Here is a 13,340-nt window from a genome sequence, read left to right as displayed (position 1 = left end):
CGGTGCGGCCGGGATGCCTGCCTAGGCGCGGCGGGCCGCTGGAGATGGCTTGCGCACGGCGAGCGCACCGACACCCGGCGGATGCGCGCGCCGAGCCCGCCCGCGGATGACTGGCCAAGCCTGCGCCGCCATCCAGCGAGCCCGTCCGCGAACGGCGGGCCCGTGCAGGAGCGCACCCCGAAGCGTCGAACGCCCCGAGCGGCTCGAAGCCGGACCGCGACCGCGCGCAGCGTCGACTCCGAGCCACCTGCCTCCGCTCGCTCGGACCGTCTGGCTACTGAGGCCGCAGGACCGCCTCGATCTCCGTTTCGCCGGTGTCGCCGGGGACGATCGTCAGCGGGCCCGCGACGTCCAGCAGACCCGGATGCCGGACGGTCCAGCTCAGCACCGGCAGCGAATCCTTGGTCAGGTCGTGCGCGGACGTGACGGTGACGCCCGGCGTCGGGCCGCACGTGACGACGTCCGCGGACGGGCCGCGGCCGTCGGTCTGGCAGAAGGCGGCCCGGCCGTCGGCGGACAGGGCCAGCAGCGCCGGGGCGCCGTCGGCGGTGACGGCGGGCAGGACGTGGTCGTAGCCCGCCATCCGGCGCGTCACCAGGCGGTGGACGCGCCGGCCCCGGATGCTGGTCATCGCCGCGGCGTAGATGCGGGCGACGGCGTCGAGCCGTTCTGGGTCTACTGGCGTCAGGCTTTCTCCTCCGCTTGTTCCGGGCGGGTCGACCGGACGAACCAGGCGCCGACCAGCCCGGCCAATCCGATGCAGCCGGCGACGACGAAGGCGGTCTGGAGGCCGTCGGCGTCGGGGCTCACCGCCGCGTGCTCGGCGCTGGTCAGGGTCGCGACGCTGACGAATACCGCGGTGCCCAGCGCACCCGCGACCTGTTGGAGCGTCGAGAGAATCGCGCTGCCGTGCGAGTAGAGGTGGTCCGGCAGCACGGCCAGCGATTCGGTCATCAGCGGCGTCATCATCAGGCCGAGGCCGGCCATCAGGACGATGTGGATGCCGATCACCGCGATCAGCGGCGAGTCCGGGCCGAGCAGCGAGAACAGCCACAGCGCGACCGTCATCGCGAGCGCGCCGGGCAGGACCAGCGGACGCGCGCCGACCCGGTCGAACAGCGCGCCGACCGGACGGCCGAGCAAGCCCAGCACCAGACCGCCGGGCAGGACGGCCAGGCCGCTGACGAACGTGGACTTGTGCAGGACGGTCTGCAGATACAGCGGGAGCAGGATCGCGCCCGCCCCGATCAGGCACATGAACAGCAACGCGCTGAGCGCCAGCGCGACCACGAAACTGCGATGGGTGAACGGCCGCAGGTCCAGCAGCGCGCGGTCGCGTTGCTGCAGGCGCAGCTGCCGCCAGCCGAACACCGCGAGCGAGACCACGCCGACGACGATCGGCAGCCACGGCGGTGCCAGCGCCGTCTCGGCCGATTCGCCCGCGGACGACAGGCCGTACAGCACGCCGCCGAACCCGGCCGCGGACAGGATGACCGAGAGGACGTCGAGCGGAACCGCGCGGGTTTCGCTGTCGATCCGCAGCTGCAGCATTCCGGTGACCAGCGCGGCCAGCGACAGCGGCAGCACGATGAAGAACATCCACCGCCAGCCGAGCGACGACAGCACCGCGCCGCCGATGGTCGGGCCGATCGCGGGCGCGACCGCGATGACGATGCTGATCGTGCCCATCGTCGCGCCGCGGCGCTGGGCGGGCACGAGCCGCATGACGGTGGTCATCAGCAGCGGGATCATCACCGCGGTGCCGCACGCCTGCACGACCCGGCCCGCCATCAGCAGGCCGAACCCGGGCGCGACGCCGCACAGCAGCGTGCCGAGGCTGAACGAGGCGAGCGAGAAGACGAACACCTGCCGCGGCGTGAACCGTTCGAGCAGGAACCCGGTCGTCGGGATCACCACGGCCATCGTGAGCAGGAAGCCGCTGGTGAGCCATTGGATCGTGGTGGTCGGCACGGACAGGTCGACGGTGAGGTCGCGCAGCGCGATGCTCAGGATGGTCTCGTTGAGGATCATCACGAACGCCGACAGCACGAGCACGCCGATCAGCAGCCCCGGCTTGGCGGCGGGCCGCCCGGGAGCCGCCGCGGCGGGGGACGAGACGCCGCTCATGCGCGCACCTCGCCGGTGCTCGCGGGAGTGGCGGCGGTGCGCGCTTCGCGGGAAAATTCGGGGGTCGCGAGCCGGGCGGCGTTGCCTCGGGCGCTCGCGGACGCGGCGGTCGCCGGGGCGACACGAACGAAGCGGGCATCGGCCGACGGACGGCCGGAGAACATCGGACGGCTCCTCGAGAAGGCTCTGCGCGCGGCTGCACCAGCCGCAGCGGACGGGGTGGGGGACTGCTGGATCTTCACCCGGCCAGGATACGGAGGAGCACCGACAAAACCGGCGTCGTTTTCCGCTTGAGGGGTGCGGAGGTGCGCTGATCGCGGGCTCGCGGGCGGCGGGAAAGGCGGCCTGACCAGGGGGCGGGTGGGTTCACGGAGAGTTCATCGCGAGCTGCGGGGATCTTGGCGGCGGAGCATTCCGCGCGGGAGTGCGGTCCGCAGCCGCCGCTGTCCGTGAGGGGAACCCTGACGGAATCAGAGTCCCCCAGGGTTCCCCTCACGGAAGGAGACCGCCGAGCAGCAGCTCACGGGTTCATCGCCAGCACCAGGAATCCCGCCAGCAACACCAGGTGCACCCCGCCCTGAAGACGCGTCGCCCGGCCCGGCACGACGGTCAGCACGCTGACCACCACGGTGAGCGCGAGCAGCACGATGTGCGTCGGCCCGAGGCCCAGCAGCAGCGGGCCCTTCAGCCACACCGAAGCGAGCGCGATGACCGGGATCGTCAGGCCGATGCTGGCGATCGCGGAGCCGTACGCGAGGTTGAGGCTGATCTGCATCCGGTCGCGCCGGGCCGCGCGGACCGCCGCCAGCGTTTCCGGGGCCAGGATCAGCAGGGCGATCACGACGCCCACGAACGACTGCGGCAGCCCGGCCGCGCGCACGCCCGCCTCGATCGCCGGGGATTCGACCTTCGCCAGGCCGACCACGGTGACCAGCGCGACCAGCAGCAGCCCGAGGCTCACCATGGTCTTCTGGAGGCTCGGCGGTTCGGCGTGTTCCTCCTCGCGGGTCTCGCCGTCGGCGTCGACCGGGAGGAAGAAGTCTCGGTGGCGGACAGTCTGCGTCGCCACGAACGTCGCGTACAGGACCAGCGACGCACCGGCCGCGAAAGCCAGCTGTGGTGCGGAAAAACCCGGGCCCGGGGTGCTGGTGGTGAACGTCGGCAGCACGAGGCTCAGCGTCGCCAGCGTGCCGACGGTCGCCAGTGCCGCGCCGCTTCCTTCGGGGTGGAACCGCGTTTCCCCGTACCGGCGGGCACCCACGAACAGGGACAGGCCGACGATGCCGTTGGTGGTGATCATCACCGCGGCGAACACCGTGTCGCGCGCCAGGGTGTCGGCTTTTTCCCCGCCGGAAGCCATCATCGTGACGATCAGCGCGACCTCGATGACCGTCACCGCGACCGCGAGCACCAGCGAGCCGTACGGTTCCCCGACCCGGTGCGCGACGACCTCGGCGTGGTGCACCGCGGCGAGAACCGTGCCCGCCAGCGCGATCGCCACCAGTGCGACCGGCGCCGGGCCCAGCGTGCGGCCCCAGGTGAGCGCCAGCAGGACCAGGGAGATCACGGGCAGCAAAGTGGTCCAGGACAACAGATAACCGCGGACGCGCGCCATGCGCACACCCTGGCACACCGGACCCGCCGTCGCCCGGGATGCCGTCCGCGCGGGGGAGTGTCGCGTCCGAAATGGACACTGCCTGTCGCGCGGCGGTGCGCGAAATTCACTCGTTCGGCGTACTCATTGCAGGGTTCCGCAGGTCGGCGGCGGGGTACGCGCGGCGCACGGCAGGAGGCCGGTGAGGAAGGAGCCGGAGATGACCCGCGAGACGCAGCTGGCCGACGGCCATGGCGCGGGGCGCGTGCTGGCTCGGCTACGGGGTCGCCAGCTGATCGTCGGCCTCGGCGGGAGGCCCGCGCCACGACAGTGCCGTGGCGCCAAGCGATCCGGCTCGATCACGGCGAGCCAGGGAGCAAGGCCGGGCAGTAGCCCGGCGAGGAGGTGAACATCGATGAAGATGAGCATCGCGCTGACGCCGCAGGACCGGAAGCTGCGGGAAAGCAGGCTGCCGCTCGCCGCGGAGTTCCTGGCCGGGGCGTGGCTGGTGATCGCGGCGTTCGCGTACACCTATTCGTTCACGCTGTCCGGAACGGCCGGGTTCTGGAACAGCCTGCTGTGCGGGATCGTCGTGGCGGTGGTCGCGCTGGTCCGGTTCGGCCTGCCGGAGCGGGCGCGCTGGCTGGGGCTGGTCAACGTCGCGATCGGGTTCTGGCTGATCGCCGCGCCGTTCGCGTTCGGCTACCCGGTCGACGGCCATCGCGACGCTCTTCGCACGAATGCGTTGATCGTCGGCGTCCTGCTGGCGATTTTCGCGGCCATCTCGGTGACCGTCGCGTATCGCAGGCACAGCGGCGATTTCCGGGAGTAGGAGCCATGTACTGGCCGGTGCTGGCGGTGCTCGCGCTCGGCGTGCTCGCCCTGGGCGGCGCGGGGTTGCGTTCGCTCAAGGCGGCTTCGCCGGGGCGGAAGCAGACGCTCGTCGGCGCCTGGCTGGTGGCCGCTTCGGGCGTGGTGTGGTGGGCGTCCGCACCCGCCGCCGGAGCGGTGTTCCTGGTGATCGGCGCGGCGGTCGTTTTCGGCGCGGCGCTGGTGAACAGGGAGCTGCCGTCCCGCTGAGAAAGCCGGGTTTGCCGGGGGCTGCGGCCGGTTATCCGGCGCGAGGTGAGGCCGGGCGGCTGTCGGCTGCCCGGAAAACGTCGGGTGCGCGGGAGGCCGATCATGACGCAGCTGAAGCCCCGGCCGGTAGTGATCGCCGACGCGCGGCCGCGCGGCAAGAAAGGCGGGGTGCTGCTGGGCATCCTGCGCACCACCGACCACAAGCAGATCGGGCTGCTCTACCTCGGCACCTCGTTCGCGTTCTTCCTCGTCGGCGGCGCGATGGCGCTGCTGATGCGCGGCGAACTGGCCCAGCCGGGCCTGCAATTCCTCTCGCAGGAGCAGTACAACCAGCTGTTCACCATGCACGGCACGATCATGCTGCTGCTGTACGCGACGCCGAACGTCTTCGGGTTCGCCAATTTCGTGCTGCCGCTGCAGATCGGTTCGCCGGACGTGGCGTTCCCCCGGCTGAACGCGTTTTCCTACTGGCTGTACCTGTTCGGCGGATTGATCGTGCTGAGTTCGTTCCTCACTCCGGCCGGCGCGCCCGATTTCGGCTGGACCGCGTATACGCCGCTGTCGGACGGCGTGCACAGCCCCGGCGTCGGCGGCGATCTGTGGATCATGGGCCTCATCGTGTCCGGCCTCGGCACCATTCTCGGCGCGGTCAACATGACCACGACGATTCTGTGCCTGCGCGCACCGGGAATGACGATGTTCCGGATGCCGCTTTTCACCTGGAACATCCTGTTCACCGGGATTCTCGTGCTGATCGCGTTCCCGATCCTCACCGCCGCGCTGTTCGCGCTGGAGGCCGACCGGCGGCTCGGCGCGCACGTTTTCGACCCGGCCAACGGCGGGGCGATCCTGTGGCAGCACCTGTTCTGGTTCTTCGGCCATCCCGAGGTGTACATCGTCGCGCTGCCGTATTTCGGGATCGTCACCGAGATCATTCCGGTGTTCAGCCGGAAACCGCTCTACGGCTACCGGATGATGGTGTTCGCGACGATCGGCATCACCGGATTGTCCGCGACGGTCTGGGCGCACCACATGTACGCGACCGGCGCGGTGCTGCTGCCGTTCTTCTCGATCATGACCTTCCTCATCGCGGTGCCGACCGGGCTGAAATTCTTCAACTGGATCGGCACGATGTGGAAGGGGACGCTGTCGTTCGAATCGCCGATGCTGTGGTCGGTCGGCTTTCTCGTGACATTCCTGCTCGGCGGCCTGACCGGGGTGCTGCTGGCCGCGCCCGCGCTGGACTTCCACATCACCGACACGTATTTCGTGGTCGCGCACTTCCACTACGTCCTGTTCGGCACGATCGTGTTCGCCACGTTCGCCGGGATCTACTTCTGGTTCCCGAAGATGACCGGCCGGATGCTCGACGAATCGCTCGCCAAATGGCACTTCTGGACCACGTTCATCGGTTTCCACACGACGTTCCTGGTGCAGCACTGGCTCGGCTCGGAAGGCATGCCGCGGCGGTACGCGGACTATCTCCGCAGCGACGGGTTCACCTTGCTGAACACGATTTCCACCATTGGCGCGTTCATTCTCGGCGCGTCGGTACTGCCGTTCATCTGGAACGTGGTGAAGAGCTACCGCTACGGCGAACGTGTCGAAGTGGACGACCCGTGGGGCTTCGGCAATTCGCTGGAATGGGCCACGTCGTGCCCGCCGCCGCGGCACAATTTCACCGAACTGCCGCGGATCCGCTCCGAACGGCCCGCTTTCGAACTGCACTACCCGGACGCCGTGCGGCGGATGCGGGACGAGCAGCACATCGAGTGGCGACGGCGGGCGCGGGAGAAATCCGGGGCCTGATCACGGCCGGAACCCCTTGACCATGGCGCGGAGCCCGGCGGCGAACCACTGGTCGTAGTACTCGGCGGCGGCCGGATCGGCGGTCCGGTCCGGTGGCGAGCCGACCTGGGCCAGCGCGTGGCCGAGGGTGTAGACGCCGATGGACTGCAACGCGATCAGCGCGGTGTCCTGGGCGATGCCGTCGGCGGCGAACCGGTCGAGCACGCCCGCGAGCAGCGGAGTGACCGCACCGACGTCGACCGGATGCGTGGCCAGCAGCGGAACCGCGTTCGGGTGGCTGAGCAGCATGGCGCGGTAGGCCCGCGCGAACCCGGTCGCCGCTTCCGGCCAGGACGGCTGGGGTTCGAGGTCGGCGAGCGCGGCGGTGACCAGGCGGTTGACGACCGCGGCGAGCACGGCGTCGCGGTGCGGGACGTGGCGGTACAACGACATCGCCGCGACGCCGAGGCGGGCCCCGAGCGCGCGCATGGTCAGGGCGTCCAGGCCGTCGTCGTCGATGAGGCCGATCGCGGCCGTGACGATCTGGTCGGCGCTGACCTGCGGCGGGCGGCCCGGCCGGCGGCGCGGCGTGTCGTTCATGCGGTCAGCGTCGCAGCCAGCGTCGTGCCGAGCATGACCAGGGTGAGCAGGCCGACGACCAGGTGCTGGACGTCCGGGACGACGTCGTGCCCGCGCGCCGGCAGGATTTTCCAGGTGCGCGCGTAGTCGCGGGCGTAGACCTCGCGCTGGGCGGCCGAGCTGATCCCGAAGTACGGCAGCCACCAGCTGGCGACGTGCCCGGCCAGGATCAGCCCGCACAGCGCGAGCGCCGCGATCGACGACCACGGCCGGTGCAGGGCCACGCCCGCGGCGATGAGCAGCGGGAACGGGTAGTTGATCGCGGCGGCGAGCAGGCGTGGGCGGAGAGTGCCCGGCGCGAGGTCGTTGAGCGGGAACATCGGGACCCATTCGGTCAGGGCGAGCCAGGCCAGCCACAGCAGGGGGACGGCGACGGCGATCGTGGTCAAGGCGGTCTCCTCAGGTTTACGTACAAAGTAAGCTTACAAGGTACGCAAATTAGCCCGGGCGGAACCGGTTGTCGAGAGAGGAGCGGGTCGTCAGCCCTGCTGGCGGCGGAAATCGTCCAGCACGCGGCGTTCCCGTTTCGTCGGGCGGCCCGCTCCCCGTTCGCGGCGGGCGACCGGGATCGCCGCTTCCGGCGGCGGCTTCGGGGTGCGGTCGATCAGGCAGGTGGCCGCGACCGCGGCGCCGACCCGTTTCTGGATCACCTGCACGACCTCGACCACGCGGGTCGTCGTCCCGATCCGGGCGCGGACCTCGTCGCCGGGAACGACCGAGGTCGCGGGCTTCGCCGGACGGTCGTTCACGCGCACGTGCCCGCCGCGGCAGGCGGCCGCCGCGTCGGCGCGCGTCTTCGTCAGCCGGACCGCCCAGAGCCAGCGGTCGATCCGCGTCGATTCCATGCGTCCATCATGGCCCGTCCCAATGCCAGCGCATGCCGAGGATCCCCGGGGCGACCCCGGCCGACACGACGTGCGCGGGCAGGCCGCGGGCGACCGGCAGCTCGGCGACCGGCGTCTCCGGCCCGGCGGGCGAGTCGAGGCGGTAGGCGTGGCAGGTCCGCGGTTCGCAGCCGGGCGCGAAATGCACTTCCAGCAGGTGTTCGTGCACGGCGTTGCGGAACCGGCGCTCGTAGGAGAAGTCCGGGCGGTCGTCGGCGAACTCGAACTCGTACTCGGCGATCGCGGTCTCGCCCCGGTCGAGGCCGCGGCCGAGGACGAGTTCGGTCACCGTGAACCCCTCCTCGGCGAGGGTTTCGGAGCGCCCCGGCGAGCAGTAGCGGGTGCGCACCAGCCGGGGCGGGCAGCCGGGGCCGACGCCGTGCGCGGTGACCAGCCGGATGTGCGTGTCGTCCTCGGTCGCGCGGACGACCTCGCGCACCTCCAGCCGGTGCAGCCGCCGGTCCGGGCCGACGTGCACGGCCTCGTGGAGGCTGACCAGGACCAGCGACGTCCGGTACGCCGCCTCGAACGAGTTCAGCACGCGCAGCACCGCGCCTCGCCGTCCCCACAGCCGTTCCCAGCGCACGACGGGAACCGGCGGCGGTTCCGGATCGCGTTCGAGCAGGCCGGTGAGCGAGCCCGGCGGCAGGTCGAGCACGCCTTCGAGGATCCGCACCGCGACGCGGGAGCGGGCGCGGGCGGGCACGGTGCGGCCGGTCCGCCAGTAGCTGAGGGTGGTGGTGCTGACCGCCGCGCCGGCCGCGGCGAGCCGGTCCCGGAGCCGGTCGAGGCCGAGCCCGCTGCGGTCGATGGCCAGGGTCAGGGCGCGGCTGAACGGCCCGTCCGCCAGCGCGTCGGCGAGCCGGTCCGGCTGGGTGCCGGGACCTGTCGAGAACACCTGCGTCCTCCTCGGGTCGACCTCACCCATTCGCCTCCGGAACCGGCGGCGGCGCAACCGCCGAAGGTCGGGTCTTCGCGGGTCAGCGCGGACCCTCGGCGAAGGGCTCGCGCAGTTCGACGACCCATTCGCGCTCGTCGTCGGAGGTGTGCAGGTAGACCTCGCACGGGAAGCCGTCCGGGCGGTAGCCGTGTTCGTCGGTCCACCGGGCGAGCTGCTGGTAGCCGACGAGGATCCCGGCCGCCGGGCCGCGGTGGACCAGCGTCGCGGCGCGGGACGCGGGGAGCTCGGCCACTTCGAGGCCGTTCGGCTCGGCGACCGGGCCGGAGACCGGGAGCGCCGCGTGCACGACGACCGGGTCGTCCTCGCCGGCGGGCTTTTCGTAGTAGCAGATCAGCGGCCCGGCGGGGGAGGCGTCGGATCCTTCGAGCCGCTGGCCCAGTTCCGCGCACAGCGGGCGCAGGACGGGGGTGATCGCGGCGGGGGAGAAGCTTTCCGCGGTGGTGGTGAGCCGCACGACGCGCGTCGCGGGGAGGTCCTTCACGAGGATGTCGGTGTCCGGCATGGCGTGCTCGCTTTCCAGGGTGCGGAGTCTCGCCTCGACCTCGGCCAGCCGGAGCCGGTCGGCCGCGACCCGTTCGGCCAGTTCGGCCCTGCGCAGGGTCAGCATGCCGCGGACCTGCTCGGGCGTGACCCGCTCGTCCAGGAGCGCGGCCACGTCGCCGAGACCGAAGCCGAGATCTTTCAGCGCGACGATCCGGTTCAGCACGGCCAGCTGCCCGGCGGTGTAGCGCCGGTAGCCGGTGCGCGGGTCGACTTCGGCGGGCCGGAGCAGGCCGAGCGCGTCGTAATGCCGCAGCATGCGGACCGACACCCGGCCGTGGCGGGCGAATTCTCCGATGGTGAACATGACCTTCCCAGCACACGCTCTGACACGGTGTGAGAGTCAAGTGTCCCCGCCGGACCGGGAACGGGCCGGCCCCCTGCGCCGACCCGCTCCCGGAGGCCCCCTCGTCCCCCGACGAACGAGGGGACCTCGCCGGCCCGCCGCCCTCCACAGGACGGGCCGGCGCCGGGCGCGGCTCCCGCGAACGGAACAGCGGAGGTGCTCCCTCGTGACGGCGGTCGCCCGCAAAGCCACCCGATCGGGTGAGTATCGGCAGGTCCGTAGGCTGGCCGGGTGAATCGCACGGACCGGCTGTACGCGCTTGTCGAAGAGCTTCGGGCGGTCTCGCCGCGCACCCGGACCGCGGCGTGGCTCGCGTCCCGGTTCGAGGTCAGCGTGCGCACGGTCGAACGCGACCTCGGCGCGCTGCGCGAGGCGGGCGTCCCGATCTGGACCGAGACCGGGCGGACCGGCGGCTACGGCCTCGACCGCGAGCGGACGCTGCCGCCGCTGACGCTGACTCCGGAGGAGGCCATCGCGATCACCGTCGCGCTCCGTTCGGCCGCCGGTTCGCCGTTCGCGGGGGCGGCGGAGTCGGCGGCGCGCAAGGTGCTGGCGCGGCTGCCGTCCGACGTCCGCGACGCCGAACAGCACCTCGCCGCGCGGCTGCACCGGGTCGGCGAGCCGGAGCCGCCGGCTGTCCACAGCGGACTGATCCTCACCGCCCTCGCCGCCCGGCGCGTGCTCGCTCTGTCCTATGTGGACGCGCAAGGCCAGGAGACGGAACGCGACGTCGAGCCGCTGGGACTGCTGTGGGGCCCGGCGGGCTGGTACGTGCTCGGCTGGTGCCGCCTGCGCGACGCGGTCCGCGGCTTCCTGCTGGACCGGGTCCGCGCCATCGCGCTCACCGGCGACCGCGTCGAACGCCGCGAGGTGGACCTGGACGCCGAACTCGCGCGGATCTCCGCCCGTCCGCTCGGCGAGTGACCTGCGCCACGCGGCGGGGAAACACCGACAGGACGGTGTCGCCAGTGCCCGCGATCTTCGTCGCATGACAACCGAACTGAACCCCGAAGAAATCCCCGCCCTCTGGTGTCGCATGTGGAACGAGGACGCCTCGCTCGCGCACCGGCTGCTCACCGCCGACGGACGGCAGCGGTCCGGCACCAAACCCGGCCTCGACCCGCTGATCGGGCCCGCGGACGCCGAAGCGTTCATCGCGAAGTATCAGGTCGAGGTCGGCAATGTGTTCGTGCCGCGCACTTTTGTCATCGACGGCACCGAGCGGCTGGCCTTCACCTGGGACGTCACCCGGCGCGACGGCGTGGTCATCACCGGGGCTGACATGTGCGTGCTGTCCGGCGGGAAGGTCGCGCGGAACTGGACGATCCCCTCGCCGGACGGGCGGTCGGCCTTGCCGGACGGACCGGGCGAAGGCGGCTTGGACCGGGACGGATTGCGGGCGCTGGCGGCGGGCGCGCACCCGTGGCACGGCGAACTGGCGCTCGATCCGGTGCGGCAGACCGTCGCCGGGACCTGGTCGGACGGCTCGCGCGGCGGGCTGGCGGTGCTGGTCGCGGTCGACGGGCGGGTGGACCGCGAATGGGTGGTGCCGGGGACGCGCCCGCTTCCGTGATGTCCGGCGCCGAGGCGGTGCTGTCCGCCTCGGCGCCGACCCCCAGTCGCCTGCTAGATCGTCCATTTCTTGCTGGCCGAACAGTTGTCCGGCCACCAGTTGATGTCGCGGCACACCCGGAAATGCGCGTACTGGTACGAGCCGTCCGGGTTCTCGCGTGCCTCGGAGACCTTCTTGGCGCTGCCGTTCCCGCCGCGGTTGTACAGCAGGCGGTGCGCGTATCCGTCGCCCCACCATTCGACGTACACCGAATCGCCGTCCGCCTTCGTGTCGGACAGGGTGCAGTTGATCTGCAAATGGTCGTCGTGGACGAGTGTTCCCCAGCTGATGAAGGAACAGCTCGCCTTCGCGCCGGTGGTGCTCTTGGTGTAGGTCGGCGAAGACGCCGCGGACGCGCTGGTCGCGGTGAGCACGGCCGCCACTCCCGCCGCGGTGACGCCGGTGGTGATGCGCAGCAAATTCCTCATGATTCCCCCAGTGAATTGATCAGCAGAACTCGGTGCCGGTTTCGCGGCACCGACCCGGGACGCAACCGCCCGGGAGGCCCAGTGCGTTTGCCAGCCACGCAGATACGCGACTTCGCATTTTTTCTCCCTCCGAAAGTGTTTTCGGGCTGTCCGGGTGACAGTGACAAGGGAGTCCGGGCGAGTCCACAAGATTTCGCTGAGGCGAAAAGGCGGACGGCTGGCTTGCGGCGGACGCGTATGAGATGGTGATTGCGTCGACCCTGGGGAGGACGTCGATGGTACTGCAAATGATCTTCGGTCCGCGTGACCTCGAACGGACGCGCTTCGCGACGGGTGCGGACCCGTTGTGGGAGCTGGTTCTCGCCGGGCAGCAGCTGAGATCGCGCCAGCCCGCGGCTCACTGTCACGCCTGGCGGGCGCACGCGGCGCGGCGGATCGCCGAGGCCGAGCTGCCCGCGCGCGCCGCGGTGGAAAACCTCACCGCGATCGCGCCCGCGCGCGGCGACTTCCCGGATTTCCTCACGCCCGCGCCGTACACGTCCGACTTGGACGCGGGTTGCGCCGCGATCGCGTGCACCTCTCGTTCGAGATTGCGCGGCGACCTCCAGCGCGCGTTCCCCGGCGGCGCCGGGTCGTCGTGGCTGCGCGAGCTGGCCGACGGGGAGGTCGGCAGCCTGGTCGGATCGCTGCGGACGGCGTACCGGCTGCTCGTCGCGCCGGTGCGGCACCGGGTCGAGGATGTCGTGGGCGGCGACCGCTCGGCTCGGCTGCGGACGTTGGCACAGCGGGGAATGGGCCAGGTGCTCAGCACGCTGCCGGGGGTCTGCGGCTGGGACGGGACCACGCTGGCGGTGCGCTACCCGCACCACCGCACCGTGGAGCTGGCCGGACGCGGGCTGGTGCTGGTGCCGTCGGCGTTCTGCGCGGGCGTGCCGGTCAGCCTGATCGACCCGGATCTGGCCCCGGTGCTGGTCTACCCGGCCGAGGCACCGCCGCTCCGCCCGGAGCGGAGCCTGAACGGCGCGCTGGTTTCGCTGCTGGGTCGCACTCGCGCGGAATGCCTGGTGGCGCTGCGGGTCACGCGCACGACGACCACGCTGGCCCGGCACCTCGGCGTGTCGCCGGCGACGGCGAGCAAGCACGCGTCGGTGCTGCGGGACAACGGGTTGATCCGCACGACGCGCTCCGGCGCGACCGCGCGGCACGGGCTGACCGAGCTTGGCGCTTGCCTGCTGAACGGCCAACTGGTCGCCTGAGGTCCGTGAAGGACTCCTTGAGGGCGCGGGCTGGCCTGTCTGTGAGGGGAACCTTCACGGAATCAGAGTCCGTGAAGGTTCCCCT

Annotated in this window: 16 protein-coding genes; 6 read left to right on the top strand and 10 right to left on the bottom strand. The window is 71.4% G+C overall.

Annotated features, from left to right (window positions below; genetic code table 11):
• Window positions 1-274: 274 nt before the first annotated feature.
• The 4 genes from ACFSVL_RS37685 to ACFSVL_RS37670 form a co-directional block, all read right to left on the bottom strand.
• Window positions 275-631: a hypothetical protein gene (locus ACFSVL_RS37685; protein ID WP_378311458.1), complete on the bottom strand. Its 357-nt coding sequence runs from the start codon at window positions 629-631 to the stop codon at window positions 275-277.
• 53 nt (window positions 632-684) lie between these two features.
• Window positions 685-2,127: an MDR family MFS transporter gene (locus ACFSVL_RS37680; protein WP_378311456.1), complete on the bottom strand. Its 1,443-nt coding sequence runs from the start codon at window positions 2,125-2,127 to the stop codon at window positions 685-687.
• A complete protein-coding gene (locus ACFSVL_RS37675; RefSeq protein WP_378311454.1) occupies window positions 2,124-2,291 on the bottom strand; it encodes a hypothetical protein in 168 nt (55 codons plus the stop codon). Before ACFSVL_RS37675 ends, ACFSVL_RS37680 begins: the two co-directional genes overlap by 4 nt.
• A gap of 356 nt (window positions 2,292-2,647) precedes the next feature.
• On the bottom strand, window positions 2,648-3,742 hold the full coding sequence (locus ACFSVL_RS37670; RefSeq protein ID WP_378311452.1) for a calcium:proton antiporter: 1,095 nt from the start codon (window positions 3,740-3,742) through the stop codon (window positions 2,648-2,650).
• A gap of 394 nt (window positions 3,743-4,136) precedes the next feature.
• On the opposite strand from ACFSVL_RS37670, the gene ACFSVL_RS37665 reads away from it, so the two are divergent.
• From ACFSVL_RS37665 to ctaD, 3 genes are all read left to right on the top strand, one after another.
• Complete coding sequence (locus ACFSVL_RS37665) at window positions 4,137-4,553, top strand: SPW repeat domain-containing protein (RefSeq protein WP_378311450.1); 417 nt, start codon at window positions 4,137-4,139, stop codon at window positions 4,551-4,553.
• Between the two features lie 5 nt (window positions 4,554-4,558).
• Window positions 4,559-4,801: a hypothetical protein gene (locus tag ACFSVL_RS37660; RefSeq protein WP_378311449.1), complete on the top strand. Its 243-nt coding sequence runs from the start codon at window positions 4,559-4,561 to the stop codon at window positions 4,799-4,801.
• A 102-nt stretch (window positions 4,802-4,903) separates the two neighbouring features.
• Complete coding sequence (ctaD, locus tag ACFSVL_RS37655) at window positions 4,904-6,610, top strand: aa3-type cytochrome oxidase subunit I (RefSeq protein WP_378311447.1); 1,707 nt, start codon at window positions 4,904-4,906, stop codon at window positions 6,608-6,610.
• Here the strand turns inward: ctaD and ACFSVL_RS37650 are convergent, their stop codons facing one another.
• From ACFSVL_RS37650 to ACFSVL_RS37630, 5 genes are all read right to left on the bottom strand, one after another.
• Window positions 6,611-7,189: a TetR/AcrR family transcriptional regulator gene (locus ACFSVL_RS37650; RefSeq protein ID WP_378311446.1), complete on the bottom strand. Its 579-nt coding sequence runs from the start codon at window positions 7,187-7,189 to the stop codon at window positions 6,611-6,613.
• On the bottom strand, window positions 7,186-7,617 hold the full coding sequence (locus ACFSVL_RS37645) for a hypothetical protein (protein WP_378311445.1): 432 nt from the start codon (window positions 7,615-7,617) through the stop codon (window positions 7,186-7,188). Before ACFSVL_RS37645 ends, ACFSVL_RS37650 begins: the two co-directional genes overlap by 4 nt.
• Before the next feature lie 90 nt (window positions 7,618-7,707).
• A complete protein-coding gene (locus tag ACFSVL_RS37640; RefSeq protein ID WP_378311443.1) occupies window positions 7,708-8,073 on the bottom strand; it encodes an RNA-binding S4 domain-containing protein in 366 nt (121 codons plus the stop codon).
• A 7-nt stretch (window positions 8,074-8,080) separates the two neighbouring features.
• Window positions 8,081-9,010: a hypothetical protein gene (locus ACFSVL_RS37635; RefSeq protein WP_378311442.1), complete on the bottom strand. Its 930-nt coding sequence runs from the start codon at window positions 9,008-9,010 to the stop codon at window positions 8,081-8,083.
• Between the two features lie 82 nt (window positions 9,011-9,092).
• On the bottom strand, window positions 9,093-9,920 hold the full coding sequence (locus ACFSVL_RS37630; protein ID WP_378311440.1) for a MerR family transcriptional regulator: 828 nt from the start codon (window positions 9,918-9,920) through the stop codon (window positions 9,093-9,095).
• Window positions 9,921-10,190: 270 nt separating this feature from the next.
• Here ACFSVL_RS37630 and ACFSVL_RS37625 point away from each other — a divergent pair, with 270 nt between their 5' ends.
• Both ACFSVL_RS37625 and ACFSVL_RS37620 read left to right on the top strand, forming a co-directional pair.
• On the top strand, window positions 10,191-10,883 hold the full coding sequence (locus ACFSVL_RS37625) for a helix-turn-helix transcriptional regulator (RefSeq protein ID WP_378311438.1): 693 nt from the start codon (window positions 10,191-10,193) through the stop codon (window positions 10,881-10,883).
• 64 nt (window positions 10,884-10,947) lie between these two features.
• A complete protein-coding gene (locus tag ACFSVL_RS37620) occupies window positions 10,948-11,532 on the top strand; it encodes a nuclear transport factor 2 family protein (protein WP_378311436.1) in 585 nt (194 codons plus the stop codon).
• Window positions 11,533-11,585: 53 nt separating this feature from the next.
• Here the strand turns inward: ACFSVL_RS37620 and ACFSVL_RS37615 are convergent, their stop codons facing one another.
• Window positions 11,586-11,999, bottom strand: coding sequence for a hypothetical protein (locus tag ACFSVL_RS37615; RefSeq protein WP_378311434.1), 414 nt, complete (start codon window positions 11,997-11,999; stop codon window positions 11,586-11,588).
• A gap of 275 nt (window positions 12,000-12,274) precedes the next feature.
• Here ACFSVL_RS37615 and ACFSVL_RS37610 point away from each other — a divergent pair, with 275 nt between their 5' ends.
• Window positions 12,275-13,255 (top strand): winged helix-turn-helix domain-containing protein, encoded by a 981-nt coding sequence (locus tag ACFSVL_RS37610; RefSeq protein WP_378311432.1) that lies wholly within the window; start codon window positions 12,275-12,277, stop codon window positions 13,253-13,255.
• Window positions 13,256-13,340: the final 85 nt, after the last annotated feature.

This window comes from Amycolatopsis silviterrae (assembly GCF_042684085.1).
GTDB classification, from domain to species: Bacteria; Actinomycetota; Actinomycetes; order Mycobacteriales; family Pseudonocardiaceae; genus Amycolatopsis; species Amycolatopsis silviterrae.
The sequence above is the reverse complement of the archived record's forward strand: the minus strand, read 5'-3'. Positions and strand labels throughout refer to the sequence as shown.

What these genes read in the sequence shown, in the direction of transcription:
- ACFSVL_RS37630 (WP_378311440.1), bottom strand. Translation starts at nt 9,920, where the DNA reads ATGTTCACCATCGGAGAATTCGCCCGCCACGGCCGGGTGTCGGTCCGC.
- ACFSVL_RS37665 (WP_378311450.1), top strand. Translation starts at nt 4,137, where the DNA reads ATGAAGATGAGCATCGCGCTGACGCCGCAGGACCGGAAGCTGCGGGAA.
- ACFSVL_RS37685 (WP_378311458.1), bottom strand. Translation starts at nt 631, where the DNA reads ATGACCAGCATCCGGGGCCGGCGCGTCCACCGCCTGGTGACGCGCCGG.
- ACFSVL_RS37620 (WP_378311436.1), top strand. Translation starts at nt 10,948, where the DNA reads ATGACAACCGAACTGAACCCCGAAGAAATCCCCGCCCTCTGGTGTCGC.
- ctaD (WP_378311447.1), top strand. Translation starts at nt 4,904, where the DNA reads ATGACGCAGCTGAAGCCCCGGCCGGTAGTGATCGCCGACGCGCGGCCG.
- ACFSVL_RS37670 (WP_378311452.1), bottom strand. Translation starts at nt 3,742, where the DNA reads ATGGCGCGCGTCCGCGGTTATCTGTTGTCCTGGACCACTTTGCTGCCC.
- ACFSVL_RS37610 (WP_378311432.1), top strand. Translation starts at nt 12,275, where the DNA reads ATGGTACTGCAAATGATCTTCGGTCCGCGTGACCTCGAACGGACGCGC.
- ACFSVL_RS37640 (WP_378311443.1), bottom strand. Translation starts at nt 8,073, where the DNA reads ATGGAATCGACGCGGATCGACCGCTGGCTCTGGGCGGTCCGGCTGACG.
- ACFSVL_RS37615 (WP_378311434.1), bottom strand. Translation starts at nt 11,999, where the DNA reads ATGAGGAATTTGCTGCGCATCACCACCGGCGTCACCGCGGCGGGAGTG.
- ACFSVL_RS37650 (WP_378311446.1), bottom strand. Translation starts at nt 7,189, where the DNA reads ATGAACGACACGCCGCGCCGCCGGCCGGGCCGCCCGCCGCAGGTCAGC.
- ACFSVL_RS37680 (WP_378311456.1), bottom strand. Translation starts at nt 2,127, where the DNA reads ATGAGCGGCGTCTCGTCCCCCGCCGCGGCGGCTCCCGGGCGGCCCGCC.
- ACFSVL_RS37675 (WP_378311454.1), bottom strand. Translation starts at nt 2,291, where the DNA reads ATGTTCTCCGGCCGTCCGTCGGCCGATGCCCGCTTCGTTCGTGTCGCC.
- ACFSVL_RS37660 (WP_378311449.1), top strand. Translation starts at nt 4,559, where the DNA reads ATGTACTGGCCGGTGCTGGCGGTGCTCGCGCTCGGCGTGCTCGCCCTG.